The sequence below is a fragment of the Ochrobactrum teleogrylli genome (assembly GCF_037482325.1).
GTDB classification, from domain to species: Bacteria; Pseudomonadota; Alphaproteobacteria; order Rhizobiales; family Rhizobiaceae; genus Brucella; species Brucella teleogrylli.
The window spans coordinates 2539006-2565690 of the sequence record NZ_JBBHKQ010000001.1; the positions used below are offsets into that span (position 1 = coordinate 2539006).

Genomic DNA, 26685 nt, shown 5'->3' on the forward strand with positions numbered 1-26685 from the left:
TTTCAAAATTTTGAAGGGGAATTCGGTGCGCAAATCTTTATTATCATGGACCAAATAACAGAACCCAAAGGGATGTTTGGAAGGGGATGTATGGCATGAGCTATCCACGTAATCTGATCGGCTATGGCCGCAACACGCCAGATCCGCGCTGGCCCGGCGGGGCCAATATAGCCGTCCAATTCGTGGTCAATTATGAAGAGGGTGCGGAAAACTGCATTCTCGACGGCGATGCATCCTCGGAATGCCTGCTGTCGGAAATCGTCGGTGCACAGGCCTGGAACGGCCAGCGCAACCTGAACATGGAATCCATCTACGAATACGGTGCGCGTTCCGGTTTCTGGCGTCTGTGGCGCGCCTTCACGCGGCGCAACATGCCCGTCACTGTCTATGGCGTAACGCTGGCCATGGCGCGCAATCCCGAGGCCGTCGCAGCGATGAAGGAGGCCGATTGGGAAATCGCCAGCCACGGTCTGCGCTGGTGGGAATATAAGGACGTGCCGGAAGAAGTGGAGCGCAAGCATATTCGCGAAGCCGTGCGCCTGCACACGGAAGTGACTGGCTCGCGTCCGCTCGGCATTTATCAGGGCAAGCCGTCCGACAACACGCTGAAATTGGTGATGGAAGAAGGCGGCTTCGTCTATTCAGCCGATTCCTATGCGGACGAGCTGCCCTATTGGGTCAAGGGCCCGAAAGGCCCGCATCTGATTGTGCCCTATACGCTCGATGCCAACGACATGCGTTTTGCAACGCCGCAAGGCTTCAATTCCGGCGATCAGTTCTACACCTATCTGAAGGACGCCTTCGACGTGCTCTACCGCGAAGGCGCAGAAGGCGCGCCCAAGATGCTCTCCATCGGCCTGCATTGCCGTCTGGTCGGACGTCCGGGTCGGGCAGCCGCCCTTGAACGTTTCCTCGATTATGTCCAGAGCCACGACAAGGTCTGGGTTGCCAAGCGCATCGACATTGCCAATCACTGGCACGAACACCATAAGCCAAAAGTGGCCGATGTAGTGCCATCCCAAGCCAGCAAAGCCGATTTCGTGGCCCGTTTCGGCAGCATTTTCGAGCATTCGCCGTGGATCGCCGAACGCGCCTATGATGCCGGCTTCGGTGCCGCTGAGGACACGGCCTCCGGTCTTGCCGCTGCGATGACGAGAATCTTCCGCGCCGCCTCGCCCGAGGAGCGGCTTGGCGTTTTGAATGCCCACCCGGATCTCGCCGGCAAGCTGGCGCAGGCCAAACGCCTGACGGCGGAATCCACCGCCGAACAGGCCGGTGCCGGTCTCGATGCACTGACCGATGCGGAAAAGCAGACTTTCACCGAACTGAACGACGCCTATACGCAGAAATTCGGCTTTCCCTTCATCATTGCCGTGAAGGGGCGCAACAAACAGGAAATCCTCGGCACGTTCCAGCGCCGCGTCGCCAATGACCGCGATACGGAATTCGCCACCGCTTGCGCGCAAGTCGAGCGTATCGCCCTTCTCCGGCTGAAAGATATTCTGCCAGAAACGCTTTATTGATCAGGAACAGACAATGACCCGCACTTATTTCGCACCGACCGGTGGGTTGCCACCGCAGACGCAGCTTCTGACCGACCGCGCCATGTTCACGGAAGCCTATGCGGTTATTCCGAAAGGCACGTTCAGCGATATCGTGACGAGCTTCCTGCCTTTCTGGGAAAAGACGCGCCTGTGGGTGATCGCCCGCCCGATGTCCGGTTTTGCCGAAACCTTCTCGCAATATATCATGGAAGTGCAGCCCGGCGGCGGCAGCGACCGCGCCGAGCTTGATGACACGGCGCAAGGCGTGTTGTTCGTGGTCGAAGGCGAAGTCACCGTCACCGTCGCGGGCAAGACCCACACGCTGACCGAAGGCGGCTATGCCTATCTGCCGCCGAAAAGCGGCTGGAGCCTGCGCAACACGGCCAGCGCGACCGCGCGTTTCCACTGGGTCCGCAAGGCCTATGACTATGTGGACGGGCTTGATGTGCCGGAGCCGCTCTTCCTCAACGAAAACGACATCGCCCCCTCGCCCATGCCCGACACCAATGGCGTTTGGGCAACGACGCGCTTTGTCGATCCGAACGATCTGCGCCACGACATGCATGTCACCATCGTGACGCTAGAACCGGGCGGCGTGATCCCCTTTGCCGAAACCCATGTCATGGAGCACGGCCTCTATGTGCTGGAAGGCAAGGCGGTCTACCGGCTCAATCAGGACTGGGTGGAAGTGGAAGCCGGTGATTTCATGTGGCTGCGCGCTTTCTGCCCGCAGGCCTGCTATGCAGGCGGTCCGGGCAAGTTCCGCTATCTGCTTTACAAGGATGTGAACCGTCATATGAAACTGTCGCGATAAGCGTAAACCGCAACAGATATCCGGCCAAAGCTGGCTGGATACCTGCTCACTGCAACGCCCAACCCGCTATTTTCAAGCAAACGTTGCAGTGAAGACTATATTAGACTTCGATAACCTTTTAAGATTATTCGAGCAAACAAGATATTTTGATGGGATTGCAGTTGAACGCCCTCCTGATTTATGCTCAATAAATCTCCAAAGCCGCCTCTTTTGAGCAGCAGGCTTCGGATGATTGTTTTTTAGAGAGAAATATATTTATGAAAAACCATCGCGCGCTCGGCCTTGCTTGCACGCTGTCAGCACTTCTCGCAGCCCCTGCCTTTGCAGCCCCCCTTCCGGGCGGTGCAAACAGCTTGCAGGAAACCTATCAGGACTGGACCGTCTCCTGCCAGACGCAGAAGGACGCGTCCACCTGTGCTATCCGCCAGGAGCAGAACAGCTCTCAGACCGGCCAGCGCGTCTTGACCGTCGAGCTGCGCAATGTGGCGGGCGGAAAGGTCGACGGCGTCATCCTGATGCCGTTCGGCCTTGATATCGGCAAAGGCGCAACCATCAAGGTTGATGATGCGGCTGGTCCGAATCTGGCATTCTCCACCTGCCTTCCCCAGGGTTGCCTTGCGCCGGTCAGCTTCGACGCCAAACAGGTCGCGGCCATCAAGGCGGGTGCCAATATCAACGTGACCGCGACGGCGCTCAGCCCAAGCCAGCCGGTTGCCTTCAAGATTTCCCTGAAGGGTTTCGGCAGCGCGCTTGATCGCATTATTGCTCTGACGAAATAATCGCAAAAGCGAGAACGCGGATACGGTATGATATCCGCAGCATGCAACTATGCCGCACGACCTTCAGGCCGTGCGGCATTTTTGTTTTACGCCAGTGTTCTGGAAATATGGGCCAGATGCCTGCGCCAGCGCAGGGTCATCATCACCGCAACGATGCCAAGCCCGGCGGCAAGGCCGAGCCAAATGCCCTGACCGCCCATGCCGACCTTGAAGGCGAGCAGCGCGCCAAGCGGCAGGCCGACGCCCCAATAGCCAAGCAGCGCCAGAAACATCGGAACGCGCGTGTCGCGCATGCCGCGCAACATGCCCGCCGCGACCGCTTGCGCGCCATCGACCGTCTGAAACAGGGCGGCCAGCGCAAGAAAGCTGACGGCCAGTTCCATCACGGGCAGATTTTCCGGATCGTGCAGATCGAGAAACACGCCGATGAACAGACGCGGGATCAGGATCATCAGAAGGCCCATGATCATCATGAAGCCGACGCCCAGCGCATAGGCGCTCCAGCCTGCATAGGCGACGGCTTTAGGATTGCCCGCGCCATAAGCGCGCCCCACCCGCACGGTCGCCACCTGCCCGAAACCGAGCGGCACCATGAAACTCAGCGATGCGATCTGGATCGCCACCGCATGCGCCGCCATGGCGGTCGGGCTGATCCGGCCCATCATGACCACCGCCGCATAGAAGATCGAGGTTTCAAACACGAAGGTCAGCGCCATCGGAAAGCCAATGCGCCACAGCTCGCGCAGACGCGGCCAGTCAGGACGCCAGAAGCGACCGAACAGGTGATAGCGCCGGAAGCGGCGATGACGCAGCGCGATCACCGCCATGCCGAGAAACATCATCAGGCTGGAAAGCGTCGTCGCGATACCTGCGCCATGCAGTTCCATGCGCGGAAAGCCGAAATGACCGAAGATCAGCGTCCATCCGGCAAGCGCGTTGAAGCCGATCGCAGCACCTGCAATCAGCAGCGTCCACATCGGCTTTTCCATCGCCGCGAAGAACGAGCGCAGCACGATGTAGAACAGATAGGGCAACAGCGCCCATTGCAGCGTGTGCATGAAATCGGTCGAGCGTGCGGCAATATCCGGCTGCTGGCCGAGGAACAGGAATATCTCCTCGCAATGCCACAGCACGACCCAGATCGGGATCGAGATGATGATCGCCGTCCAGAAGCCCTGACGGACCGTGCGGCGCACATCGCGCACCGAATGGCGGTTCTTGCCAAGCGCGATGGCGATCATCGGCATGACCGCCGAAACCAGCCCCATCGAGAAGATGACCAGCGTGTGGTAGAAGCTCGTGGCGAGCAGCGCCGAGGCGAGCGTATCCTTGCCGAGACGCCCGATGAAGATCACGTCGGTTGCCGTCAATGCGGCTTGCGAAACATTGGTCAGGATCAGCGGCCAGCCGAGCTTCAGCGCCGCCGAAAGTTCCCTGCCCCAGCGTTGAACGCTGTTCTGATTGGGCTCATGAAAGCCCGCATTGGTTGTACTGCTCACATTCCACTCCCCTGAATCATCCGGGGAGCCGTCACTCCGCCGGACAATTCAAAACCTGAAAACCACGCGCCGAGACATCAAAGACTCAGAGACCGGGTCAATCTGAGGAGAGAGTGGCGTCGCGATACGATCATCGACCGTCCCATGCCGGCTAAGAGCCGCGCGTTGCTTTTCAAAACAACGGTGCCCCAGCTTTTCGGGTTGTTCAATTTCAATGGGGAACGTTTTGCATGTTCCTGAAACTGATCCGGAGCCAAGCGGGTTGCGCATCGATCTGCACAAAATCAGTGCAATCAATATCAAAACTGCACGGATAAGCAACACATCATGAAACGAAATACTTTGCCCCTGCCAATGTCAGAAATCCTTTTCTCTTTCCGTCGCGAATGAGCCATCCATCGTCCGATAAATGATTGACCCGGCACAGCGTCTGGATAGGAATATACGTGTTGTATTTTGCGAGGTTCCCATGCGCAGCACCAAGGTCATCCATATCGTCGGCTGTCATGCGGAGGGCGAAGTCGGCGACGTCATCGTCGGTGGTGTCGCGCCGCCTCCGGGTGAAACAGTGTGGGCACAGTCGCGCTTCATCGCCAGCGATGAGACCTTGCGCAATTTCGTGCTGAACGAACCGCGCGGTGGGGTGTTTCGTCATGTCAATCTGCTGGTGCCGCCGAAAGATCCGCGCGCGCAGATGGGCTTCATCATCATGGAGCCTGCCGATACGCCGCCCATGTCGGGTTCGAACTCGATCTGCGTTTCAACAGTGCTGCTTGATAGCGGCATCATCCCGATGCAGGAACCGGTAACGCGCATGGTTCTGGAAGCGCCGGGCGGGCTTATCGAGGTGGAAGCGGAGTGTCGCAACGGCAAGGCCGAGCGTATCAGCGTGCGCAACGTGCCGTCTTTCGCGGACCGGCTGGATGCTGCGCTTGAAGTCGAAGGACTGGGCACCCTCACCGTCGATACGGCCTATGGTGGCGACAGCTTTGTCATTATCGATGCGGCTGAGATCGGCATGAAGATCGAACCGGGTCAGGCGCGGGAACTGGCAGAGATCGGCGTGAGGATCACCAAGGCCGCCAATGAGCAGCTCGGCTTTCGTCACCCGGAAAAGGACTGGAACCACATTTCATTTTGCCAGATCACCGAGCCGGTCACGCGCGACGGCGATGTGCTGACCGGCGTGAACACGGTAGCGATCCGTCCGGCCAAGCTGGACCGCTCGCCGACCGGGACGGGATGTTCGGCGCGAATGGCTGTGCTGCACGCCAAGGGCCAGATGAAAGTGGGCGAGCGCTTCATCGGCAAATCCGTACTGGGTACGGAATTTCATTGCCGGTTGGACAAAGCGCTGGAACTCGGCGGCAAGCCCGCCATCAGCCCGATCATTTCCGGTCGCGCATGGGTGACCGGCACCGCGCAGCTGATGCTCGATCCTAGCGATCCGTTTCCCGGGGGGTATCGGTTGTCGGATACCTGGCCCCGGGGCGAATGATATTCAGGCGCTGACGGCCTGCAAATGGCGCTTCTCTTCGCTTCCGGTGCTCATGTTCCCTAAAGTACACTCCGCTCCGGTTCTCGAGAAACACCATTTTCGTCTCGTCATCACCAGAATCTCAATCACCCCGCGCGCCTTTTTTATCGCCGCTCTTCTGACCTCTTTATCAAGCGCCACACCCCTCACCCTGAGGTGCGGAGCGAAGCGCAGCCTCGAAGGGCGATCCTTCGAGACGGCCCTACGGGCCTCCTCAGGATGAGGGCGTGGTGGAAGGCAAAGCACAGCATGAAGCACGCAATAAAAAACCCCGCCGAAGCGGGGTTTTTCATTGCGTAAAGCTATAACCTCACGCGAAGTCCAGCGCGCGGTCGCCATTCTCATCCTTGATACGGGATGGCAGGCCGATATGGTTCAGGATGTTGAGGAAAGGCTTCGGGTTCAGCTCTTCCACATTGACCATTTTCTTCACATCCCATTCGCCGGAAGCGATCAGGATTGCGGCAGCCACAGGGGGAACGCCAGCCGTGTAGGAAATGCCCTGCGAACCCACTTCGTTGTAAGCGTCCTTATGATCGGCAACGTTGTAGATGAAGACTTCCTTTTCCTTGCCGTCCTTGGTGCCCTTGACGAAATCGCCAATGCAGGTCTTGCCGGTATAATCCGGCGCCAGCGACGACGGATCGGGCAGCACAGCCTTGACCACCTTGAGCGGCACGACTTCCAGACCTTCAGCAGTCTTGACCGGCTGTTCGGACAAGAGACCAAGATTGTTCAGCACAGTGAAGACGTTGATGTAGTGATCGCCAAAGCCCATCCAGAAGCGGACATCCGCATTCGGGTAGTTCTTGGACAGCGAATGCACTTCGTCATGGCCGGTCATGTAAGCCTTGCTCGGGCCGACGACAGGCAGGTCGAACGTGTGGCCAACTTCGAACATCTTGTTCGACTGCCATGCGCCCTTCTGCCAGGAATAGACCGTGCCGGTGAATTCGCGGAAATTGATTTCCGGGTCGAAATTGGTCGAGAACCAGCGGCCATGCGAACCGGCATTGATGTCGACGATATCGATCGACTTCACATCATCCAGATAATCGTCAGCGGCCAGACGCGCATAGGCATTGACCACGCCCGGATCAAAGCCGATGCCGAGAATGGCTGTGATGCCCTTCTCTTCGCATTCCTTGAGGTGCTTCCATTCGTAATTGCCATACCATGGCGGCGTCTCGCAGATCTTCTTCGGATCTTCGTGAATGGCCGTGTCCATATAGGCAACGCCCGTATCGATACAGGCGCGAAGAACCGACATATTGAGGAAGGCCGAGCCGACATTGATGACGATCTGAACACCCGTCTTCTGGATCAAAGCCTTGGTGGCTTCAACATCCAGAGCATCCAGCGCATGCGCTTCCAGCTTCACCTCGGTCTTGAGGCTCTTCTTTTCATGCACGCTATCGATAATCTTGCGGCATTTCTCAACCGTGCGGGACGCAATATGGATATCGCCCAATATGTCAGAGTTTTGCGCACATTTATGTGCAACAACCTGTGCCACGCCCCCGGCGCCGATAATGAGAACGTTCTTCTTCATTTTCTGTCGATGCTTCCTCTTCCAGCGGTTTCCCGCCATCTATTGACCGTCCCGATTGCCTTCTCATTCGGAACACATGAGTTCGTTGCAGCCTGAAGCCGCAACCGGATCTTTACGAAAGCGACCCTTCAAAATCCGCGAAGGTGAATTCGCGGACAACATTGACCGTGCCGTCCAATTCGCGCACGGCAATCGCAGGCATTTTCACGCCATTGAACCAGTTTTTCTTGACCATCGTATAACCGGCGGCATCCGCAAAAGAGAGACGGTCGCCAACTTTCAGTTCATGGCCGAAATTGAACTCGCCGAAAACATCGCCCGCCAGGCACGACTTGCCGCAGACCATGTAACGGTGGTTGCCCTCATTCGGCTCCATCTTCGCGGTTTCGCGATAGATCAAAAGATCGAGCATATGGGCTTCGATGGAGCTATCCACGATGGCGAGGTTCTTGCCGTTGAACAGCGTGTCGAGAACCGTCACTTCCAGCGTCGTGGTCTTGGTGATCGAGGCTTCGCCCGGTTCCAGATAGACCTGCACGCCAAACTTTTCCGAAAACGCCTTCAGGCGCGTGCAGAATTCATCGACGGGATAATTCTCGCCGGTGAAATGAATGCCGCCGCCAAGGCTGACCCATTCAACCCGGCGCAGAAGCGAGCCGAACTTGTCTTCGATCTCCGTCAGCATCTTGTCGAACAGACCGAAATCGGAATTTTCGCAATTGTTGTGAATCATGAAGCCAGTCACGCGGTCCATGACCTTCTCGACCTTCGCCACATCCCACTCGCCAAGACGGCTGAACGGACGCGCCGGATCGGCAAGATCGAAGCTCGATGACGACACGCCCGGATTGAGACGCAGGCCGCGCTTGATATGCGCCGCCTTATCGGCAAAGCGATCCAACTGGCCGATGGAATTGAAGATGATCTTGTCGGCATTGGCGATGACTTCATCGATCTCGTGATCGGCATAGGCAACGCTATAGGCGTGGGTTTCGCCGCCGAATTTCTCGTGGCCAAGACGCACTTCGTTGAGCGAGGACGAGGTGGTGCCGTCCATATACTGGCTCATGAAATCAAACACAGACCATGTCGCGAAGCATTTCAGCGCCAGCAAAGCCTTCGCGCCGGACTTCTCGCGCACATAGGCGATCTTTTCCATGTTGCGCTTCAGCTTGGTCTTGTCGATCAGGTAATAAGGCGTCTGGATCATGGCTCTTCGTCTTCGGGTCGTCCAATGGGGAAATCTGGCCTGTCCAGCAAGGCTGGTCGCCACGTTGGGAAGAAGCGTCAGACGCTTCTTCTGGAATTATTCAAAGGCTTATAGGAAGCTTGTGACAGAAACACAAATCCGCCACAGCACCACGGGGGAAAAATTTCCCCACAAGCTGTCGCGGATCGCTTCCATCTTGGCTATCAGCCTTCAACGGTTGGCCCTGATATAGAGCTTTTCGCCAGAATTTGAACCCCTTACACGCTTCTCCCTTGTTTTGATTGAAAGTCTTTGTGCGCAACACCGGCTTTCTGTGCAGGAGTGACCGCTCTATCATCGCCCGAAGTATCTCCCTGATAATTAAACAAGCATTTGCTTGACAAATTAAAGGGGCGGGCGTAGCGATTGGCATGCAGTTCGGACGGATAGGCATTTTGGGGCCTCCATGTCCGGTTATTCAGTTGTGTAAGGAAAAAATCATGCAGGACCAAACATCCGCTAGCGGCCAGACCGCCGGTTGGGGAGACCTGTTTGCCGGTAAGAACGCCATCCGGTCGCTCACGCTTGTCGGCGGTGTCGCATTGCACGCCATCAACGTGTTCATCGCCACCACCATCCTGCCCACGGTCGTCGCCGATATTGGCGGCATGGATTATTATGCCTGGAACACGGCGCTGTTCGTGACGGCCTCCATTCTCGGCTCTGCGCTCGTTCCGCGCCTGCTCTCGCAGGCAGGTCCGCGCAGCGCCTATCTGTTGGCGGCAATAATTTTCGCCGCCGGGACGCTCGCCTGCGGTCTCGCGCCATCCATGCCGGTCATGCTGGCCGGGCGTTCGGTGCAGGGCCTTGGCGGCGGCATGATGCTGGCGCTTTCCTATGCGATGATCCGCATCGTTTTCCCTGAAAACCTCTGGCCCCGCGCCATCGGTCTCGTCTCCGGCATGTGGGGCGTTGCAACCCTCGTTGGTCCGGCCATCGGCGGCATATTCGCCGAGCTTGGCATCTGGCGCGCTGCCTTCTGGTCGCTGGCACCGGTGATCGGCATTTTTGCCATCATGGCCATGGTCGTGCTGCCGCGCGCCTCCGGCGATGCAGGCAGCCGCGCACCACTGGCCTGGCCACAGCTCATTTTGCTGACGGCGGCTGTCCTTGCCGTCTCCGCCGCCAGCATTTCGGTCAATGCCGTCATGAATGCGGCAGGCGTCGCGCTGGCTGTCGTGCTGTTGGTCCTGCTCTTCGTGATCGAACGCAATTCGTCACGGCGCATTCTGCCCAAGGGGTCTTTCAGTCTCCGCCGGCTCGGCGCGCTTTATCTGACGCTCGCCTTCCTCAGCGCCTCGGTCACCAGCGCCGAAGTGTTCGTGCCACTGTTCTTTCAGGTGCTGCATAACCAGTCGCCTCTGGTCGCCGGTTATCTGGCCGCCATCATGGGCGGAAGCTGGACGCTCGGTTCCATCGGATCTTCGGGCGTCTCGTCAGGCCGGGTTGACCGGGTGATCATCGCCGCGCCGCTGATGGGCATAGCGGGCATGGTCACGCTCGCCACGCTGGTTCCCGTCGGCAGCGACGGTCAATGGGCAAGCCTGTTGCCAATCTGTCTGGCGCTGGCGGTCATCGGCTTTGGCGTGGGCATGACTTGGCCGCATCTTCTGACGCGCATTTTCAAGCGCGCCGATGCGGATGACCAGAATCTAGCGTCGGCATCCGTCACGACTGTCCAGCTTTTCACCACGGCGCTCGGCGCCGCGCTGGCGGGCATGGTCGCCAATATGGGTGGCCTCAGCAATCCCGGCGGCTTTGCAGGCACCGCCAATGCCGCCATGTGGCTGTTTTCCGGCTTTGCCATCATGTCGGCGCTGGCATTCCTGTCCGCGCTGGCTTTGGTGCGCAGCGCAAGACAGCCGCAAGTGGCATCGTGCTGATCAGGAAAGACTGGCCGGGGTAAAAACATAGGCGCAGCGCCGCGCCCCGGCGAGAATATGCTCGGTACGGGCAACCGAAACATCGGGACCCAGAACCGCTTCAAACACCTGAAGCTCGGCCCGGCAAAAGCCCTGACAGGCATCGGCGGCGGCACAGATCGGACAATGGTTCTCGACAAAAAGCCAAGAACCATCCGCCCGCCGCTCGGCATCGGCCATATAGCCCTCGGTCGAGCGAATATCTGCAAGCGCCTTGACGCGCTCGTCGAAAGCCATGTCCTTGAGGCGCGAGTGATATTGGCGGCGGGTTTCGGTTTCGCGGTGCGCAACCAGCGTTTCCAGCGCGTCTTCACCAAGGATGGTGCGCACGGAATGCAGAAGCTGCACGGTCAGATCGGCATGGGTATCGGGAAAGCGCTTATTGCCGGTTTCCGTCAGATCCCAGAACTGCGACGGGCGGCCAACGCCCTGCGAAACGGAATGCGGCGCGACGAGACCTTCCTCGGCCAGCCGCACCAGCTGCTGGCGCACCGCCTCGCCGGTGGTGCCGAGATGTTCGCCGATTGCGGCAGCCGTCTGCGCACCGCGCATTTTCAGCGCCAGCATCACGCGCTCTGCGGGTGAACGTACTCCCGAAACGTCCGTATTTAGAAAGTCATTCCTTGACATATTGCCTGTTTTCGATTTAAAGAAGCATTATCTTGTTAAATTAAGCGAACCGCCCGGAATTATCAAGATCGTTCTGAATGAAGGAGTCCAAAATGAGCTTTACCCTGCCTCCGCTTCCCTATGCGACCAACGCTCTTGAAGGCGTCGGCATGGGCACCGAAACGCTTGAGCTTCACCATGGCAAACACCATCAGGCTTATGTAACGGCGCTCAATGGCTTCGTTGAAAAGAACGATGCGCTCAAGGGCAAGTCGCTTGAGGAAATCGTGCTGTTTGCGAAAGACAAGCCCGATCTCGCTCCGGTCTTCAACAATGCCGGCCAGCATTGGAACCATGATCTGTTCTGGCAGAACCTGTCGGCAAATGGCGGACGCCTTCCCGGCGCACTGGAAAAGAAGATCGTTGAAGACTTTGGCGGCGTCGACCAGTTCAAGGAAGCCTTCAAGACGGCGGCTGTCGGCCAGTTCGGCTCGGGCTGGGCATGGCTGGTTCTGGCCAATGACGGCAAGCTGAAGGTCACCAAGACGCCAAATGGCTCCAATCCGCTGGCAACCGGCGAAGGCAAGGCACTATTAGGGCTTGATGTCTGGGAGCATAGCTATTATCTCGATTTCCGTAATCGTCGGCCTGACTATGTGACAAACTTCCTCGACAAGCTGGCCAACTACGAATTCGCGGAAGCCACCCTGAAGGCAGCCTGACGCGTCCTTGCATTGCGTAATCATGACGGCCTGCCCGCAAAAGCGCTCCATGAGCGGCATTGCACGGGTGGGCCGCTGTAATACAGTTTCGACCAAACCGACCCAATCCTGAAGGCGCCGTCCTCCCAAGCGTGGTGCCGGAGAACAACAGAGACAGTTCCGAAGATGAGCAGCAACTTTAATCAGGAAACCGTCACCGATATCCATCACTGGACCGACACGCTGTTTTCCTTCCGTACGACGCGTGATCCGGGCTTCCGCTTCCAGAGCGGCCAGTTCATCATGATGGGCCTCGAAGTGAACGGCAAGCCGCTCACCCGCGCCTATTCCATTGCCTCGAGCCTCTATGAAGACGGGCTGGAATTCTTCTCGATCAAGGTGCCGAACGGTCCATTGACCTCCAAGCTCCAGCATCTGAAAGTTGGCGACCAGATCATCCTGTCCAAGAAGCCGGTCGGCACGCTGCTCTATGACAATCTGAAGCCCGGCAAGAATCTGTGGCTGCTCTCGACCGGCACCGGCCTTGCGCCATTCCTGTCGATCATCCGCGATCTGGAAGCCTATGAGCGCTATGAGAAGATCATTCTCGTTCATGGCGTGCGTCAGGTGGCGGAACTGGCCTATACGGATTTCATTTCCAACGAATTGCCGCAGGACGAATTCCTCGGCGAGATGGCGGCAAAGCAGCTCATCTATTACCCGACCGTCACCCGCGAGCCTTACAAGAACCGCGGACGCCTCACCGACCTCATTCGCTCGGGCCAGATTTTCACCGATATCGACATGCCGGAACTCAATCTGGAAGACGATCGCGTGATGCTGTGCGGCAGCCCGGAAATGCTGGCTGAAACCAAGCAGCTTCTGGAAGAGCGCGGTTTCAAGGAAGGCAGCCAGAGCGAAGCCGGTCATTTCGTGATCGAAAAGGCGTTTGTCGAAAAATAAGTTTCGCAGCCATACAGACGAAAAAAGGGAGGCGATTGCCTCCCATTTTCATTTCAGCTCTTCGAAATCGAGCCCGATATCGAGGTTCGGCGCGCTGTGCGTGGTCCAGCCGACCGAAATCAGCTCAACGCCGCTGGCAGCCACCGCCGCCACCGTTTCCGGCGTGATCCCGCCCGACGCTTCCGAAATCGCGCGCCCGTCGATCACCGACACCGCCTCACGCAATTGCGCAGGCGACATATTGTCGAGCAGCACCGCATCCACGCCAACAGCCATCGCCTCGTCGAGCTGTTGCAGCGTATCGACCTCGACTTCGATCTTGACCATGTGACCGGCCCCGGCCTTGGCGCGTTCGATGGCCTCACGCACACCGCCAGCAACTGCGATGTGATTGTCCTTGATCAGCACCGCATCATAAAGCGCGAAACGGTGGTTCATGCCGCCGCCTGCCCTCACTGCATATTTCTGCAAGGCGCGCAGCCCCGGTGTTGTCTTGCGCGTGCAGACGATGGAGGCCCTGGTGCCTTGGACCGCCTGCACCAAGCCGGCGGTGGCTGTGGCGATACCGGAGAGGTGACCGAGGAAATTCAGCGCCGTGCGCTCCCCCGCCAGAATGGAACGGGACGAGCCGGAAACGCGGGCAACATCCGCCCCCTTCTCAAGAGACTGACCGTCCCGCGCCAAACGTTCGAATTTGACATCCGGATCGACCAGACGAAACGCCATTTCGGCCACATCCAGCCCGGCAATGACGCCCGGCTGGCGCAGGCTGAAAAGCATGGCCGAACGGTGATCCTCCGGCACCACCGCATTGCTGGTGATGTCGCCAGCGAGCCCCAGATCTTCCAGAAGTGCGGCGCGCACCAGCGGTTCGACGACAAGCGGAGACAAGCGCGGCAAGTTCATCATGCAGTCCTTGTAACAGGGTGAGGCGCGGCGATTTCACAAGCCAGTGCGAAAGCTGCCGAAAAGGTGAAAAAGCTGCGGGCTGAATCCGTGCTTTTGGTGGGATAGTCGGTGCGGGCATGGCTGCCGCGCGACTCGCACCGGTCAAATGCCGCAACCGCAGCGACCAGCGCCACGGCTGCGGCATCGTCGGTCTCCGCGAGGGGGAGAAGGGTGGTGATTGCAGAGCGCAAACCTTCTTCATCACGCAGCAGGCCAAGATGGCGGGAAACAATGTGCCGCACGGGTTCAGCGTCCGCGCTCTGCGGCAGGCTGACAGGCACGGGATGCCGCACGGCGACCGCCTCTGCACAGCCAATCGCGCGGGCGGCGCGCAGTCCCATGGCGGCGGCTTCAAGCAGTGAATTGCTGGCAAGCCGGTTGGCGCCATGCAGGCCGGTACAGGCAGCCTCGCCCACAGCCCAGAGACCGGGCAAGCTGGTGCGACCGTCAGCGTCGGTCTTGACGCCGCCCATGTGATAATGCGTGGCGGGTCTGACCGGGATCATATCGCGGGACGGATCGACGCCATGTTGTTTGCAAAGCGCATCGATACCGGGAAACCGGGTGGCAAAACGCGCGCCCAGAGCCGTACGCGCATCGAGATAGACCTTGCGCCCTTGCGCGATCTCGCTGCCGATGGCGCGCGCCACTACATCGCGGGGCGCAAGCTCGCGGCCCGGAATATCCGCCATGAAGTGCTCGCCGCGATCATTGACGAGGATGGCGCCCTCCCCGCGCACCGCCTCGCTGATCAGCGGCAGACGCGGCGCAGAAACCGCAAGCGCGGTTGGGTGGAATTGCACAAATTCCATATCGGCCAGCACAGCGCCTGCACGGCCTGCCAGAGCGGCCCCTTGGCCGAGATTGCCGAGCGGCGTGGTCGTTGCGTTATAAAGTCCGCCGATCCCGCCCGTCGCCAGCACCACGGCGCGCGCTGCAACCGGACCGACATTTTCAAGACAAGCGCCGGTGACACGGCCATCCTGCCGGATGAGCCGCAGGGCGCGGGTGTTTTCCATGACGGTGATCGAAGGCGTCGCCAGAACCTTGGCGGTCAAGGCGCGCATGATGCCCGCCCCGGTCGCATCGCCATCCACATGCACGATGCGATGGCGGCTATGGGCGGCTTCCAGCCCGAGCGAAAATGAACCGCCCGCCTTGCGGTCGAAGCGCACGCCATGCGCTTCCAGCGCGGCAACCACATCCGCGCCTGCGGCGATAATTTCTGCCGCCACGCCCCGGTCACACAGGCCGTCGCCAGCCGCAATCGTATCGGACAGATGCAGGGCCGCGCTATCATCCGCGCCAACACTTGCAGCAATGCCGCCTTGCGCCAGCGTGCTGGAACCGGACAGGCCGACGGTTCCCGCCGTCACCAGCAGCACCGGCTGCGGAGACAGGGTCAGCGCCGTCATCAGACCGGCAAGGCCGCTGCCAATGACGAGGACCGGGGCCGTATTCATACCGCCAGCATCCGCTCGACGGCACGCCGGGCAGGCTCCATCAATGCTGCATCGACGGTCACTTCATGACGGTTGTTTTCCAGCGCGTCGCGAATATTGGCGAGCGTGATCCGCTTCATATGCGGGCAGAGATTGCACGGGCGGATGAACTCCACATCCGGGTGATCGACGGCGACATTGTCGCTCATCGAGCATTCGGTCAAAAGCACGACACGCTGCGGCTTCTTCTCGCCGACATAGTCCGACATGACCGCTGTGGAACCGGCGAAATCGGCGACCGCCACCACTTCCGGCGGGCATTCGGGATGGGCCAGAACCACCACGCCGGGATGGCTTTCACGCAATTCACGGATATCGTCGGGCGTGAACCGCTCATGTACCTCGCAATGGCCATGCCAGGCGAGAATTTCGACATTGGTTTCGCGCGCCACATTCTGCGCCAGAAACTCGTCGGGGATCATCAGCACACGCGGCACGCCAAGCGACTCCACCACTTTCTTGGCATTCCCGGAAGTGCAGCAAATGTCGGATGCCGCCTTCACGGCAGCAGATGTATTGACATAGGTGATGATCGGCACGCCGGGATGCGCCTCGCGCAACAACGCCACATCTTCCGGCGTGATGCTGTCGGCCAGTGAACAGCCCGCGCCCATATCGGGGATCAGCACCGTCTTGCCGGGATTGAGCAGCTTCGCCGTCTCGGCCATGAAATGCACACCCGCCAGCACGATTACATCGGCATCGACCTCCGCAGCCTTGCGGGCCAGCGCCAGACTGTCGCCGACAATATCAGCCACGCAATGGAAGATTTCAGGCGTCTGGTAATTATGCGCAAGGATGACCGCATTGCGCTTTTTCTTCAATTCGAGAATGGCTGCGACATCGTCTTCGAAGCCCAGCCACTCCGCCTTGGGTAGCACCTTGGCCACGCGGTCATAGAGTTGCGAAACGGAAACATGATCGTTCATGGTTGGGCCTCCCGAGCCTACCCATTATACTCAATCTGAGCATTTCATGTTTATGAACTTATACTCGATTCGAGTATATTGTCAATCGCGGGAGATTGGCAGCTTGGCTCCGGCCAGATGGCGCTCGGAAAGGGCGCGTTCCTCGACAATCGAGTAGCGGAAACGGAAGAGTTTTGCCGGGCGACCGCCGGTTTCGCTGTCGCTTTCGCCGGTTTCCTCGACCAGATCCTGCTGCTCGATCAGGCGGCGGAAATTCTGCTTGTGCAGGCGCAGGCCGGCCAGCGCTTCGACGGTGCGCTGCAATTGCAGAAGCGTAAAACTGTCCGGCATCAATTCGAACACCACCGGGCGATATTTGATCTTGGCGCGCAGTCGCGCAATGGCCGTGGCAAGGATGCGGCGATGATCGGCAAACATGGAGCGACCGTTCTCGTCTTCCTTCATCCCAGCTTCCGCCACCAGACCGGCTTCGAACAGCAGTTCATAGCGTTGCAGCACGAGGTCTTCGTTCCAGCGCCCGCCCCACTCGCCATTTTCAAAGCCGAAGGTGAAGGCGATACGCCGCATGCGCTGCGCGGTCAGTTCCGGCGTTTCGGCCCGATAGGCCCAGACAAGGAGCGCATTGTTGAGATGCTCCATGATGGCCGGTTCGCCCTGACGGTGATCTTCCCACGGCAGATAATCATACCAGCCGCGCCAGCCGGCCTGCCCTGCCGCCGCATCGCTCTCACGCACAAGGCCGAGATAGCTGATCGAGATGATGCGTTCGCCCTGTGCGTGACGGTCACGGTCGGCAAAAGTGTAGAGCTGCTCCAGATAACCGACCGGATGTGCGGTTTCCGACTGCACCCAGGCGCGCAGACCGGATTGCAACGAACGATGCTCGCTTTCGAACGGACCGGAGGGAAGAGCCTGCCCCTGCCGCACGGTCATGACGCGCGGCTGTTCGCTGGTCACAGCGGCCAGCACGGCAATCAGTTCGGTATGGGCAATATCGTCGGTCACGGCAACTCCGGAAAACAGTTCCGACATTGAACGCGATTGACCAACGAATACAAGGCGCTGTGCGTTACCGGCCACAGCTTTCAGCGCTTACGCCTTATTCTTGGCCCCGAAAACATGCTCCGGCCCCGGAAATGTGCGCGCGCGCACCTCCTCGGCATAGGCTTTCGCCGCATCGGACACCTGCGGCGCCAGTTGCGCAAAGCGCTTCACGAAGCGCGGCGTGAAATCCTGGAACAGCCCCAGCATATCGTCCGAGACCAGTATCTGCCCGTCGCAGGCAGCCGACGCGCCGATGCCCACCGTCGGGACGGAGAGTGATGCAGTGATCTCGCGCGCCAGCGGCTCGACCGTGCCTTCGATGACCAGCGCAAAAGCACCGGCATCGGCTATGGCCTGCGCGTCACGGCGGATGCGGTCGGCTTCCTCGTCGCCGCGTCCGAGCGAGCGAAAACCGCCGACCGTGTTGACCTGTTGCGGCATCAAACCGACATGGCCGAAGACCGGAATGCCGCGCCGCACCAGAAAATCGACCGTTTCGGCCATTTCTTCGCCGCCTTCGAGCTTGACGCCATCACAGCCAGTTTCCTGCATCACGCGAACGGCGTTGCGAAACGCCTGTTCCTTCGATTCCTGATAGGAACCGAACGGCATATCGACGATGACGCAGGCCGTCTCGGCTCCGCGCATCACCGCCTGCCCATGGGCGACCATCATGTCGAGCGTCACGGCAAGGGTGGACTCCATGCCGTAGAGCACCATGCCGAGCGAATCCCCCACCAGCAGCAGGTCGCAATGCGGATCGAGCAGACGCGCAATCGGTGTCGTATAAGCGGTGAGGCTGACAATCGGGCGCTCGCCCTTCAGGGCTGAAATGGCCTTGGGCGTCAGTCGCTTCTGTTTGACGGGTGCGCTCATGTCAGGCCGCCTGTTCCTGCGCGACATGCGCAATGACACGATTATCGAGGAGCCGCGTCGTGCCAAGCCGCACGAACAGCGCAAGCAGCACCGGACGCCCCTGCACCACCGTCAGGCGCTCCAGCGTTTCGGGGTCACGCAGCGCCACTACTTCCGGCGTCGCCAGCGGTTCCGTGGCGATATAGGCGCGAATTGCCGCTTCCAGCGCATCGGGATCGTCCACACCGGAGCGATAAAGCCGCTCAGCCTCATCAAGCGCCTTCGGCACGATGATGGCGGCAGCACGCTCAGCGGGCGTCAGATAGACATTGCGCGACGAACAGGCGAGCCCGTCATCCTCCCGCACCGTCTCCACGCCGACGACGCGCACCGGAATGTCCATATCCTCCACCATGCGGCGGATGATGACGAGTTGCTGAAAATCCTTTTCGCCGAAATAGGCGGCATCGGGACCGACGATATTGAAGAGCTTGCTGACCACCGTTGCGACACCGGCGAAGTGGCCGGGACGCGCCTCCCCTTCCATCTGATTGCCGAGCGTCGGCACATCCACCACCGTCTGCATCGGGCGCGGATACATGTCGCTGACGGCTGGTGCGAAGAGGTAATCGACCTCTGCCCCCCGCAACAGAGCCGCATCGCGCTCCAGATCGCGCGGATATTTGTCGAGATCTTCATTCGCGCCAAATTGCAGCGGATTGACGAAGATCGACACGACGGTCACGTCATTGTCGGCACGCGACCGGTGAACAAGTTCCAGATGGCCTTTGTGAAGATAGCCCATGGTCGGCACGAAGCCGATGCACTTGCCCGCACGACGCGCAGGTGCCAGGACCTGCCGCAATTCCTCGATGGTGCGGATAATCTGCATACGCGTTCCTCCTCGCGGGCCGATCTTCTGATGGCCGCGAGTCCTACAGCGTCAGCTCAAATATGACAACAGCGAAGGCAAGGCGCACCAAGCCGCTTATTGCGTCGGGGTCGCCACCGCTCCCACCGTATTGCCGACAGCGCGACCAAAACGGTCGATCTGCTCGTCATAGGTCTTGCGGGTTTTCGGATCGAACACGGCAATCGGCGCTGTGACCACGAGAGAGGCCGCCGTACCGACGCCTTGCGCCGTGCCGATGGCCACGGCGCCCAGACGATCACCGAGACCGATCTGCGAATCCGTGATGGTCTGGCCTGCAACGAGGCGCTGGCCGATCAGCTGCACGACCTCGGGGCTTGAGGCAAACTTGCCGTGATTGAGGCGGTCACCCGATTTGAGCTTGGTAAGATCGATGACGGTAATGCCCGCCTTTTCAAGCCCCGAACGATAAGGCTCTATGGACGGGTCGATCTGGCCGAGGCGGTCGATATTACCCGAAATGCGCCGCGACAATGCAAGCGCGCGGTCGTCACGCGAGGTGAACAGCGTGAAGCGTGGATGGTCCTTGCCCATCGCCAGAAACTGCTTGGCAAACACATCGACGTCCAGATCGGGCGAAGCCAGAATGACATCGGTGATCTTGGCATTCACGCGCCCGTCGCGGATCGCCATCTGGCGCAGCGCTTCAACCGTCAGCCAGCTGCCCATCGAATGGGCCATCACCGTAATGTCCTTCACCTCCGGCTCACGGGCGATGGCGCGCAGAATCTGCTCCAGCGCGTCGCGGGAATAGTTGGTGCTTTCCTTGTCGTAATTATAGTCGAACACGCTGGCGCGCGACGGCCAGGTGAAGATCACCGGCGCAACATCGGCCCCGGAATCATGCACGATCTGGGCAAAGCGGTAGACGGAATCTTCAAACGTGTTGTTGAAGCCGTGCACGAACACCATCACGCGGCGGCTCTTGGTGAGGTGCGGGCGAACCCAACCTGCCTTCTCAACATCGGTCTTGAGCGGTGTTACGCTGACGGTGGCAAAATCGGTCTGCGGATTGGGCGGCAGCTTCTTTGGCCACTGCACTTCGCCCGCCTTGCGGTTCTTTTCCGGCGGGATGGACACGACGATATCATTGATCGAGACCAGCTTATCGCGTTCGCCGGAAAACAGAATGCCGGGGTTGTCGGATGGGCGGCGGGTGGTTGCGACGAGCAGATCAACCTTGGTCGTTCCGGGCGATGTAACCTCGCCGACCGGCACAAGCACGCCTTCAGGACGACTGGCGCAACCTGCGAGCAGCGTCACCAAAACAAGCAATGCAGGCACAGCCCGACGAAACATGCTCTGCAAAACCAAGCTCCCTTTACGCCACCGCTTCGCACCGAAATCAGACCTGATTTCTGAAAGGCCAGACACGCCACGTCAATGAATTCGCGTTTCTTTTACACTGCGAATTTTGCAGGTTAATATATTCTTGACGGGCCAAGCTCTGCCAAGCCCCTTTTATCCACCACCGAACGATCAGGCCACGGCTGCGGCTTATCGGTTACACACTGTTCAGCAACCAGCACTTTTCCGGAACGTCCCAACGGACGATATAGGGACCAACAGCAAACGCAACTCCCTGAACAAAGGAGGCAATTATGGCTTTGGAACTTACCGGACTGCACCACCTGACGGCCATCACCGCCAATGCACCGGCCAACCGGCGCTTCTACACCGATACGCTCGGGCTGCGGCTCGTCAAGAAGACCGTCAATCAGGACGACACCAGCGCCTACCATCTGTTCTATGCCGATGGTCTGGCATCGCCGGGCACCGACATCACCTTCTTCGACTGGCCGGTCGAGCGCGAACGCCGCGGCACCAACAGCGTGGCCCGCACGGGCCTGCGCGTGAATGGCGTCGAAAGCCTCGACTGGTGGCGCAAGCGCCTGAACGAACAGGGCATCGAAGCCGGCGATATTTTTGAAGTGGCCGGTCGCGCCGTACTCGATTTCGAAGACCCGGAAGGCCAGCGTCTGCGGCTGACCGACGATGGCGGCGCGGGCGACGCCCATAGCTGGGACAGAAGCCCCGTACCCGCCGAGAGGCAGATTCGCGGCCTCGGCCCGATAACGTTGAGCGTCCCCGACCTCGCGCCGACCAGGATCGTGCTCGAAAAGCTGATGAACATGAGCGAGACCGGCGACTATGCCTCGCCCGATGGCGAAGGCCATGTGCATGTCTTCTCGATGGGACCGGGCGGCGCGGCTGCCGAACTTCATGTCGCCGTGCAGCCCAACCTGCCGACAGCATGGCAGGGTGCGGGAGCGGTGCACCATGTCGCCTTCCGCACGCCGGATCAGGAAAGCATGCAGGAATGGGTCGAACGCCTGCGGTCGCTCAGGGTGCCGTCCAGCGGTGAAGTCGAGCGTTACTATTTCCGTTCGCTCTATTTCCGCGAACCGAACGGTATCCTGTTCGAAATCGCAACCGACGGTCCGGGCTTTGCCGTCGATGAACCGCTGGAGAGCCTCGGCGAAAGCCTGTCGCTGCCGCCTTTCCTCGAAAGCAAGCGCGCAGCCATCGAAAAAGGCCTCAAGCCGCTGGACTAAGCAAATAAAAAGGGCCGCCGGAGAAATCCGGCGGCCCTTTTTTCGTTTGATCGACGAGGCATTCAGAGTTTCTGCTTCAGCCAATCGCCTGTGAGGCGAATATCGTCGTCGGTCAGGCCATGCCAGCCCTCGATGGCGTGAACATCGATATCGGCACCATCATCCCGCAGCGCCTTTGCCAATGCGCCCGAAGCATCGCCAAACGGATCGGCTGCGCCGTTCAATTGAAGAACGGCAGCGTCGGAGAGATCGGCGTCCGGCTGTTCCTCCAGAACTTCCGAAGGGCGCAGCAGAACCGCCTTGCGCACGATATGCGGATGAAGCCGCATGAAGGCCGCAAGCAGGTTTGCCCCGTTGGAATTGCCGATAAAGGCCAGTCGGTCCGGGTCGATGTCATAGGCCGCAATCGCGCCATCAACGAAAGCCTCAAAGGCTTCTGCTTCGAACCGGATGTCCTTCTGATCGAACCGCTTCTGATCGAAACGGCGGAACCAGCGCTGAATGCCCTCCTCCGTGCTGCGACCGCGAACACCGATCAGCGTGGCGCGCGGCGCGGCCAGCCGGGCGAGCGGCATGAGATCATTCTCATTGCCGCCCGAACCGTGCAGCAGGATCAGCGTGCTGCCATCCGGATCTTCCGGCAGGTGAACACGATGGACGAAGGGCAGATCGCGATAGATCACCCGCTCCTCACCCGGCAGGCCGAATTGCGGCATGCGGGCGCGGATCGCCTGGGCCTGCTTCTCATTGCCCGGCGGCACGAACAGAAGCTGCCCCAATGTTTCCACCGGCTCATCCACGGTAAAACCAGGGGCGTCGGTGGCAAATTCGAACAGGGTTCCGCCCGGCTCACGAACATAGAGCGAGGTGAAATACTTGCGGTCATGCACATTGACCTCGCTGGAATTGAGCTTGGACAGCTCCTTTTCCAGCGTCGTCACATCGTCGGTCGTGCGGGCGCGAAACGCCACATGATCGGCAATGCCGGTCCCCGGAATGCCGGGCCAGAAGCCGCTCGCATCGCGCACATCGATGGCGTCACCGGAATCGGAGACCAGCCGGTCGATGGTTTCTTCCTTCCCCTGATGGCGAAAGCCGAAATATCGCTCGATGAATGCGGCGGTCTGTTCGGGCTGTTCCGACAGGATGGTGGCGGAGCGTATCCGGCGAATGGCGAATTCAGCCGGAATGCCCTCACCGGACCACGGGTCATTGGCCGCAAGATCGCTGCCGACCAGCTTGACGATCACGCCATCGGGATCGCGCAGCCGCAAAACCGGCTCGCCAAATTCCTGCACCGGACCCTCGGACGATACGTGATAACGCAACGCGCGCTCCAGCCAGAAGCCGATGGCCGTGCGGTCGATGGAAAGCGCAATTTCGCTGACCTGCCCGTGACCGACCCGGCCCTTGGAGCCGTCTTCCCAGACCAGAAAGGTGATCAGCGAACCGGGCGTGCCGGAGCGGTCGCCATAGAACAGATGCAGCTGCTCGGCATCCTCGAAGCCGCCCGTCCGCTTGACGATACGCAGACCCAGAAAGCCCGCATAGAAATCGACATTCGCCTGCACCTTGCGCGTGATCAGCGTAAGATGATGGATGCCACTGGTCATGATTGCGATCTCCCGTCCTAATAAAGCTGCACGAGAGATAGTACAGCCAGTGCGGATTGCCCATGGGGCTATACGGTGACGGATTGTCAACGGATGGAGCGTTTGGCTTGTGCAGATTTTGGGGAGGCTCACAAAAAGAAAAAGGCCGCGCGGGAGGAGGATGCGCGGCCTGATCTTCGAATACGGCTGGGAGGAGGAGTGCCGTATTCCGGTATCGAGTTCTGGGAGGAGGAGTGAACTCGATGACCAAGTTCTAACCCGCTGTACTTTATACAACAACGGCCAATAATGCATGTCAGTTATGCAAATTCCGCACTGCTCAAGAAAAAGGCATCTGCGGAAAATGCAAAAGCGCCCGCAAAAACGGGCGCTTCTGAAGGAAGATTTATATTTATAATCAGCGATTTAGAGGAAATGTGCAATCATCGGCGCAGCCAGCACATTCACCAGTCCAACCAGCACCATGACGAGACCGGCGATGGAACCTTCCTCGCTGCCGATCTGGTGGGCCTTTGCCACACCGGCGCCATGCGCGCCCATGCCGAACAGTGCGCCGCGCGCCAGTGCGGAGCGCAGCGGCAGCCAGTTGAGCATCACTTCGCCAAGCGCCGCGCCGAAAACACCGGTCAGCACCACGAAGATGGCAGTCAGGTCCGGCGTGCCGCCAATGTCGCCCGAAACCGTCATGGCGAACGGCGTGCTCATCGAACGCGGCATCAGGCTGAGGCTGATCGCCTCGTTCAAGCCCAGCAGATGCGCCAGCCCCCAGGCCGAAGCCATGGCCGATGAACTGCCGACCAGCACACCAGCCAGCAAAACCGGCCAGTACCGGCGGATGGTCGCGCGCTGCTGATAGATGGGAATCGCGAAGGCAACCGTTGCAGGGCCGAGCAGCGCCACCAGCCAGTGGGTGGCGCCGAAATAGCCGCGATAGTTTTCATCAAGCGCGACAACCAGCCCCATCAGCAGAAGCGGCGTGACGGCCAAAGGCGTCAGCCACCATAGGGGAAAGCGGCGATAAACGCGCTTGGCCGCGAGATAAAGCAGGATCGTGGCCGCCGACCAGAACAGCGTTGCCACGAAGGGGTTACTTGGCAGCATAACGGAGGCTCCAGCGATAGCAGAGGTCTACCGTCAATGCGGTGACGCTCATCACCGTCAGCGTGCCGAGCAGGATGACGGCCATGATCTTGAGGCCAAGCACACCGATCAGTTCGCGGTGCTCAAGGATCGCCAGAACGGCGGGCACGAAGAACAGCAGCATTTCCGCCAGAAACCATTCCGCGCCGCGCTTCATGCTGAACAGGCTGACGCGCCCGCTCAACAAAAGCGCCAACACCAGCGCCATGCCGATGATGCCACCCGGCAGGGGCAGGCCAACCACGCGGACGAAAGCTTCACCCGCCAGCCAGAAGCCGACCAGCGTCGCAATCTGCATCATGCGGCTGTGGTGCAGCGCATAGCGGAAGCGGACGGCGAGAGTACGGGCATTTTTGGAGGCGTTCATTGGCTTCTTCCCGGGCGTTGACCCGTTTGAATTCGGTCTCTTGTGAACAACAATATAGGCCGTCATGGCTTATTCTAGAAATGAATTGATTTCATTGCAGCTATTCCGATATGGAATAGCTCATGAACTTGAGGAGCTTTCAGGCATTTGTGGAGGTGGTGCGGCAGGGCGGGTTTTCCGCCGCGGCCAGAGCCATTCACGCGACCCAGTCCACCGTCAGCAAGGCAGTGAAGCAGCTGGAGGAAGAGCTGGGCCTTGCCCTTCTCGACCGCGACGCTTCCCCGCCCCGCCTGACGGCTGCGGGCGAAATCGTCTATCGCCGATCTATCGCCATGCTGGCCGAGAAAGACGATATGCTGGCGGAACTGGGCGAATTGCGCGGCCTGAAACGCGGTCTGCTGCGCCTCGGTCTGCCGCCTATCGGCTCCAGCGTGCTGTTTGCGCCGGTTTTCGCCGCCTATACCAAGCTTCACCCGGATATCGACATTCAACTGGTCGAGCATGGCAGCCGCCGTCTGGAAGAGCTGTTGCTGGCGGGTGATGTCGAGCTTGCCGCCTCGCTTCTGCCCGTCGAGGACAGTTTCGAGTGGCAGGATGTGCGCTGCGAGCCGGTCGTCGCCCTGCTGCCCGCGACCCATGAGGCCGCCAAAGGCGACGGCGTGACGCTGGACCAGATCGCAGGCTTGCCTTTCATTCTTTTTGAAAGCGGCTTTGCACTCAATCATATCATCCTCGATGCCTGCCAGCAGCATGGCTTTGCCCCCAATGTCGCGGTGCGTTCCAGTCAGATCGATTTCATCGTCGAGTTGGTGGCAGCGGGCATGGGCGTCGGCTTCCTGCCCCTGATGATCGCCGAGCAACGCCATCATTCCGGCGTCCGCATTCAGAAAATCACCGATGCGGACATGAACTGGAACATGGCCCTGATCTGGCGCAAAGGCGCGTTTCTGTCCCATGCCGCGCGGGCCTGGCTGACACTTGCAAGCGGTGAAACGTCAAAAACCCCTTGAAGCGCGCGGGTCATCGCCTATCTCAAATAGACACACCGACTTTACGCGCCATCCGGCGGCGTTCCGTCTTGATGCTTATCAGCTGAGAAGGAGGCTATGATGGAAGGTCAGGTTATATTCTACAAAGGCGACAGGATCCTCTACCGGCACCATATCGAAGTGCAGGACGACGATTATTCCAAGGGCGTCAACGACGCCTTGATCGCCTTCCAGCGCAACTATGCCGGTTTCGATCTTGCGGGCGACGATATTCACGTCCGATTCAAGAAGCCTGGAGATGTTTAACGGCTAACATTCCACCGCGACTGGAGCCCGCGTCCGGTTTCATGCCGAACGCGATGGGCTCCTTTTGCCCGCATTGTCAGGCTGCGGCGTAAGCGGCTTCGCGCGCCACGCGGCGGATGTCGTTGCGGCTGAGGCCGAGATCGCTCAGTTCGCGATCGCTGCAGCTTTCAAGCTCGCGCAGGTTTTCGCAATACTGCATCCAGCGATTGAATTGGGTACGAAGATTGATTGGAAGGCTCATGGCGGTATCCCCTTGTTTTTATCTTCCTCCCAAAAATGAGCTTCCGCCTTTCAAACGCTTTTGAGAAGTGCAGATACTGCATGGCTGCATTGTGAT

General features: G+C 59.6%; 25 protein-coding genes. 10 read left to right on the forward strand and 15 right to left on the reverse strand.

Features of this window, described 5'->3' with window-relative positions:
• Nucleotides 1-95: 95 nt before the first annotated feature.
• The 3 genes from puuE to WIX40_RS11975 all read left to right on the forward strand — a co-directional run bounded on the left by puuE (nt 96) and on the right by WIX40_RS11975 (nt 3137).
• Nucleotides 96-1523 (forward strand): allantoinase PuuE, encoded by a 1428-nt coding sequence (gene puuE, locus WIX40_RS11965; protein ID WP_339439982.1) that lies wholly within the window; start codon nt 96-98, stop codon nt 1521-1523.
• Between the two features lie 13 nt (nt 1524-1536).
• A complete protein-coding gene (locus tag WIX40_RS11970; RefSeq protein ID WP_140025371.1) occupies nt 1537-2358 on the forward strand; it encodes a bifunctional allantoicase/(S)-ureidoglycine aminohydrolase in 822 nt (273 codons plus the stop codon).
• A 257-nt stretch (nt 2359-2615) separates the two neighbouring features.
• The gene (locus WIX40_RS11975) at nt 2616-3137 is read left to right on the forward strand and encodes an invasion associated locus B family protein (RefSeq protein WP_339439983.1); all 522 of its coding nucleotides are present in this window, start codon (nt 2616-2618) and stop codon (nt 3135-3137) included.
• Nucleotides 3138-3223: 86 nt separating this feature from the next.
• Here the strand turns inward: WIX40_RS11975 and WIX40_RS11980 are convergent, their stop codons facing one another.
• A complete protein-coding gene (locus WIX40_RS11980; RefSeq protein ID WP_109368381.1) occupies nt 3224-4636 on the reverse strand; it encodes an MATE family efflux transporter in 1413 nt (470 codons plus the stop codon).
• A gap of 469 nt (nt 4637-5105) precedes the next feature.
• Between WIX40_RS11980 and WIX40_RS11985 the strand changes: the two genes are divergently transcribed.
• Complete coding sequence (locus WIX40_RS11985; protein ID WP_339439984.1) at nt 5106-6134, forward strand: trans-3-hydroxy-L-proline dehydratase; 1029 nt, start codon at nt 5106-5108, stop codon at nt 6132-6134.
• A 349-nt stretch (nt 6135-6483) separates the two neighbouring features.
• Here WIX40_RS11985 and WIX40_RS11990 read toward each other — a convergent pair whose 3' ends face one another.
• Together WIX40_RS11990 and nspC are read right to left on the reverse strand one after the other, a co-directional pair.
• Nucleotides 6484-7725 carry a saccharopine dehydrogenase family protein gene (locus WIX40_RS11990; protein ID WP_109368379.1) on the reverse strand — a complete coding sequence of 414 codons (1242 nt, stop codon included), beginning with the start codon at nt 7723-7725 and terminating at the stop codon, nt 6484-6486.
• A 112-nt stretch (nt 7726-7837) separates the two neighbouring features.
• Nucleotides 7838-8935, reverse strand: coding sequence for a carboxynorspermidine decarboxylase (gene nspC / locus WIX40_RS11995; protein ID WP_121537270.1), 1098 nt, complete (start codon nt 8933-8935; stop codon nt 7838-7840).
• 479 nt (nt 8936-9414) lie between these two features.
• Between nspC and WIX40_RS12000 the strand changes: the two genes are divergently transcribed.
• Complete coding sequence (locus tag WIX40_RS12000) at nt 9415-10857, forward strand: MFS transporter (RefSeq protein WP_339439985.1); 1443 nt, start codon at nt 9415-9417, stop codon at nt 10855-10857.
• Here WIX40_RS12000 and WIX40_RS12005 read toward each other — a convergent pair whose 3' ends face one another.
• On the reverse strand, nt 10858-11463 hold the full coding sequence (locus WIX40_RS12005) for a helix-turn-helix transcriptional regulator (RefSeq protein ID WP_339439986.1): 606 nt from the start codon (nt 11461-11463) through the stop codon (nt 10858-10860).
• 155 nt (nt 11464-11618) lie between these two features.
• Here WIX40_RS12005 and WIX40_RS12010 point away from each other — a divergent pair, with 155 nt between their 5' ends.
• Nucleotides 11619-12227 (forward strand): superoxide dismutase, encoded by a 609-nt coding sequence (locus tag WIX40_RS12010; protein WP_140024369.1) that lies wholly within the window; start codon nt 11619-11621, stop codon nt 12225-12227.
• 165 nt (nt 12228-12392) lie between these two features.
• On the forward strand, nt 12393-13169 hold the full coding sequence (locus WIX40_RS12015; RefSeq protein ID WP_078337945.1) for a ferredoxin--NADP reductase: 777 nt from the start codon (nt 12393-12395) through the stop codon (nt 13167-13169).
• A gap of 48 nt (nt 13170-13217) precedes the next feature.
• Here WIX40_RS12015 and nadC read toward each other — a convergent pair whose 3' ends face one another.
• The 7 genes from nadC to WIX40_RS12050 all read right to left on the reverse strand — a co-directional run bounded on the left by nadC (nt 13218) and on the right by WIX40_RS12050 (nt 20677).
• Nucleotides 13218-14075: a carboxylating nicotinate-nucleotide diphosphorylase gene (nadC, locus tag WIX40_RS12020; protein WP_109370169.1), complete on the reverse strand. Its 858-nt coding sequence runs from the start codon at nt 14073-14075 to the stop codon at nt 13218-13220.
• Nucleotides 14075-15580 carry an L-aspartate oxidase gene (locus WIX40_RS12025; protein ID WP_339439988.1) on the reverse strand — a complete coding sequence of 502 codons (1506 nt, stop codon included), beginning with the start codon at nt 15578-15580 and terminating at the stop codon, nt 14075-14077. Before WIX40_RS12025 ends, nadC begins: the two co-directional genes overlap by 1 nt.
• Nucleotides 15577-16548, reverse strand: coding sequence for a quinolinate synthase NadA (gene nadA / locus WIX40_RS12030; protein ID WP_339439989.1), 972 nt, complete (start codon nt 16546-16548; stop codon nt 15577-15579). The genes WIX40_RS12025 and nadA overlap by 4 nt, the downstream gene beginning before the upstream one ends.
• An 81-nt stretch (nt 16549-16629) precedes the next feature.
• A complete protein-coding gene (locus tag WIX40_RS12035; protein WP_109370168.1) occupies nt 16630-17580 on the reverse strand; it encodes an NUDIX hydrolase in 951 nt (316 codons plus the stop codon).
• Between the two features lie 60 nt (nt 17581-17640).
• On the reverse strand, nt 17641-18468 hold the full coding sequence (panB, locus tag WIX40_RS12040) for a 3-methyl-2-oxobutanoate hydroxymethyltransferase (protein WP_339439990.1): 828 nt from the start codon (nt 18466-18468) through the stop codon (nt 17641-17643).
• Nucleotide 18469: 1 nt separating this feature from the next.
• Nucleotides 18470-19339, reverse strand: coding sequence for a pantoate--beta-alanine ligase (panC, locus tag WIX40_RS12045; protein WP_339439991.1), 870 nt, complete (start codon nt 19337-19339; stop codon nt 18470-18472).
• A 96-nt stretch (nt 19340-19435) separates the two neighbouring features.
• On the reverse strand, nt 19436-20677 hold the full coding sequence (locus WIX40_RS12050; RefSeq protein WP_109368370.1) for an alpha/beta hydrolase: 1242 nt from the start codon (nt 20675-20677) through the stop codon (nt 19436-19438).
• A gap of 302 nt (nt 20678-20979) precedes the next feature.
• Between WIX40_RS12050 and WIX40_RS12055 the strand changes: the two genes are divergently transcribed.
• Nucleotides 20980-21933, forward strand: a complete 954-nt coding sequence (locus WIX40_RS12055; protein ID WP_109368369.1) for a ring-cleaving dioxygenase — start codon at nt 20980-20982, stop codon at nt 21931-21933.
• 62 nt (nt 21934-21995) lie between these two features.
• On the opposite strand, the gene WIX40_RS12060 is transcribed toward WIX40_RS12055, so the two are convergent.
• From WIX40_RS12060 to WIX40_RS12070, 3 genes are all read right to left on the reverse strand, one after another.
• Nucleotides 21996-23546: a VOC family protein gene (locus WIX40_RS12060; protein WP_339439992.1), complete on the reverse strand. Its 1551-nt coding sequence runs from the start codon at nt 23544-23546 to the stop codon at nt 21996-21998.
• A 405-nt stretch (nt 23547-23951) separates the two neighbouring features.
• Nucleotides 23952-24647, reverse strand: a complete 696-nt coding sequence (locus tag WIX40_RS12065; protein WP_109368367.1) for an LrgB family protein — start codon at nt 24645-24647, stop codon at nt 23952-23954.
• The gene (locus WIX40_RS12070; protein ID WP_109368366.1) at nt 24634-25053 is read right to left on the reverse strand and encodes a CidA/LrgA family protein; all 420 of its coding nucleotides are present in this window, start codon (nt 25051-25053) and stop codon (nt 24634-24636) included. The genes WIX40_RS12065 and WIX40_RS12070 overlap by 14 nt, the downstream gene beginning before the upstream one ends.
• A gap of 122 nt (nt 25054-25175) precedes the next feature.
• Between WIX40_RS12070 and WIX40_RS12075 the strand changes: the two genes are divergently transcribed.
• A complete protein-coding gene (locus tag WIX40_RS12075) occupies nt 25176-26063 on the forward strand; it encodes a LysR family transcriptional regulator (RefSeq protein WP_339439993.1) in 888 nt (295 codons plus the stop codon).
• 99 nt (nt 26064-26162) lie between these two features.
• A complete protein-coding gene (locus WIX40_RS12080) occupies nt 26163-26348 on the forward strand; it encodes a hypothetical protein (protein WP_109370167.1) in 186 nt (61 codons plus the stop codon).
• A 76-nt stretch (nt 26349-26424) separates the two neighbouring features.
• Here WIX40_RS12080 and WIX40_RS12085 read toward each other — a convergent pair whose 3' ends face one another.
• Entirely contained in the window at nt 26425-26589 is a 165-nt protein-coding gene (locus tag WIX40_RS12085) for a DUF1127 domain-containing protein (RefSeq protein ID WP_210261360.1), read from the reverse strand.
• Nucleotides 26590-26685: the final 96 nt, after the last annotated feature.

Bases quoted from the DNA above. Each gene is read 5' to 3' on its own strand.
- WIX40_RS11975 (WP_339439983.1), top strand. From the start codon at position 2,616: ATGAAAAACCATCGCGCGCTCGGCCTTGCTTGCACGCTGTCAGCACTT.
- panB (WP_339439990.1), bottom strand. From the start codon at position 18,468: ATGAGCGCACCCGTCAAACAGAAGCGACTGACGCCCAAGGCCATTTCA.
- panC (WP_339439991.1), bottom strand. From the start codon at position 19,339: ATGCAGATTATCCGCACCATCGAGGAATTGCGGCAGGTCCTGGCACCT.
- WIX40_RS12085 (WP_210261360.1), bottom strand. From the start codon at position 26,589: ATGAGCCTTCCAATCAATCTTCGTACCCAATTCAATCGCTGGATGCAG.
- WIX40_RS12070 (WP_109368366.1), bottom strand. From the start codon at position 25,053: ATGAACGCCTCCAAAAATGCCCGTACTCTCGCCGTCCGCTTCCGCTAT.
- nadC (WP_109370169.1), bottom strand. From the start codon at position 14,075: ATGAACTTGCCGCGCTTGTCTCCGCTTGTCGTCGAACCGCTGGTGCGC.
- WIX40_RS12035 (WP_109370168.1), bottom strand. From the start codon at position 17,580: ATGTCGGAACTGTTTTCCGGAGTTGCCGTGACCGACGATATTGCCCAT.
- WIX40_RS12010 (WP_140024369.1), top strand. From the start codon at position 11,619: ATGAGCTTTACCCTGCCTCCGCTTCCCTATGCGACCAACGCTCTTGAA.
- WIX40_RS12065 (WP_109368367.1), bottom strand. From the start codon at position 24,647: ATGCTGCCAAGTAACCCCTTCGTGGCAACGCTGTTCTGGTCGGCGGCC.
- WIX40_RS12055 (WP_109368369.1), top strand. From the start codon at position 20,980: ATGGCTTTGGAACTTACCGGACTGCACCACCTGACGGCCATCACCGCC.
- WIX40_RS12080 (WP_109370167.1), top strand. From the start codon at position 26,163: ATGGAAGGTCAGGTTATATTCTACAAAGGCGACAGGATCCTCTACCGG.
- puuE (WP_339439982.1), top strand. From the start codon at position 96: ATGAGCTATCCACGTAATCTGATCGGCTATGGCCGCAACACGCCAGAT.
- WIX40_RS12025 (WP_339439988.1), bottom strand. From the start codon at position 15,580: ATGAATACGGCCCCGGTCCTCGTCATTGGCAGCGGCCTTGCCGGTCTG.
- WIX40_RS12050 (WP_109368370.1), bottom strand. From the start codon at position 20,677: ATGTTTCGTCGGGCTGTGCCTGCATTGCTTGTTTTGGTGACGCTGCTC.
- WIX40_RS12060 (WP_339439992.1), bottom strand. From the start codon at position 23,546: ATGACCAGTGGCATCCATCATCTTACGCTGATCACGCGCAAGGTGCAG.
- nspC (WP_121537270.1), bottom strand. From the start codon at position 8,935: ATGATCCAGACGCCTTATTACCTGATCGACAAGACCAAGCTGAAGCGC.
- WIX40_RS11990 (WP_109368379.1), bottom strand. From the start codon at position 7,725: ATGAAGAAGAACGTTCTCATTATCGGCGCCGGGGGCGTGGCACAGGTT.
- WIX40_RS11985 (WP_339439984.1), top strand. From the start codon at position 5,106: ATGCGCAGCACCAAGGTCATCCATATCGTCGGCTGTCATGCGGAGGGC.
- WIX40_RS12075 (WP_339439993.1), top strand. From the start codon at position 25,176: ATGAACTTGAGGAGCTTTCAGGCATTTGTGGAGGTGGTGCGGCAGGGC.
- WIX40_RS12005 (WP_339439986.1), bottom strand. From the start codon at position 11,463: ATGCTGGCGCTGAAAATGCGCGGTGCGCAGACGGCTGCCGCAATCGGC.
- WIX40_RS11970 (WP_140025371.1), top strand. From the start codon at position 1,537: ATGACCCGCACTTATTTCGCACCGACCGGTGGGTTGCCACCGCAGACG.
- WIX40_RS12000 (WP_339439985.1), top strand. From the start codon at position 9,415: ATGCAGGACCAAACATCCGCTAGCGGCCAGACCGCCGGTTGGGGAGAC.
- nadA (WP_339439989.1), bottom strand. From the start codon at position 16,548: ATGAACGATCATGTTTCCGTTTCGCAACTCTATGACCGCGTGGCCAAG.
- WIX40_RS12015 (WP_078337945.1), top strand. From the start codon at position 12,393: ATGAGCAGCAACTTTAATCAGGAAACCGTCACCGATATCCATCACTGG.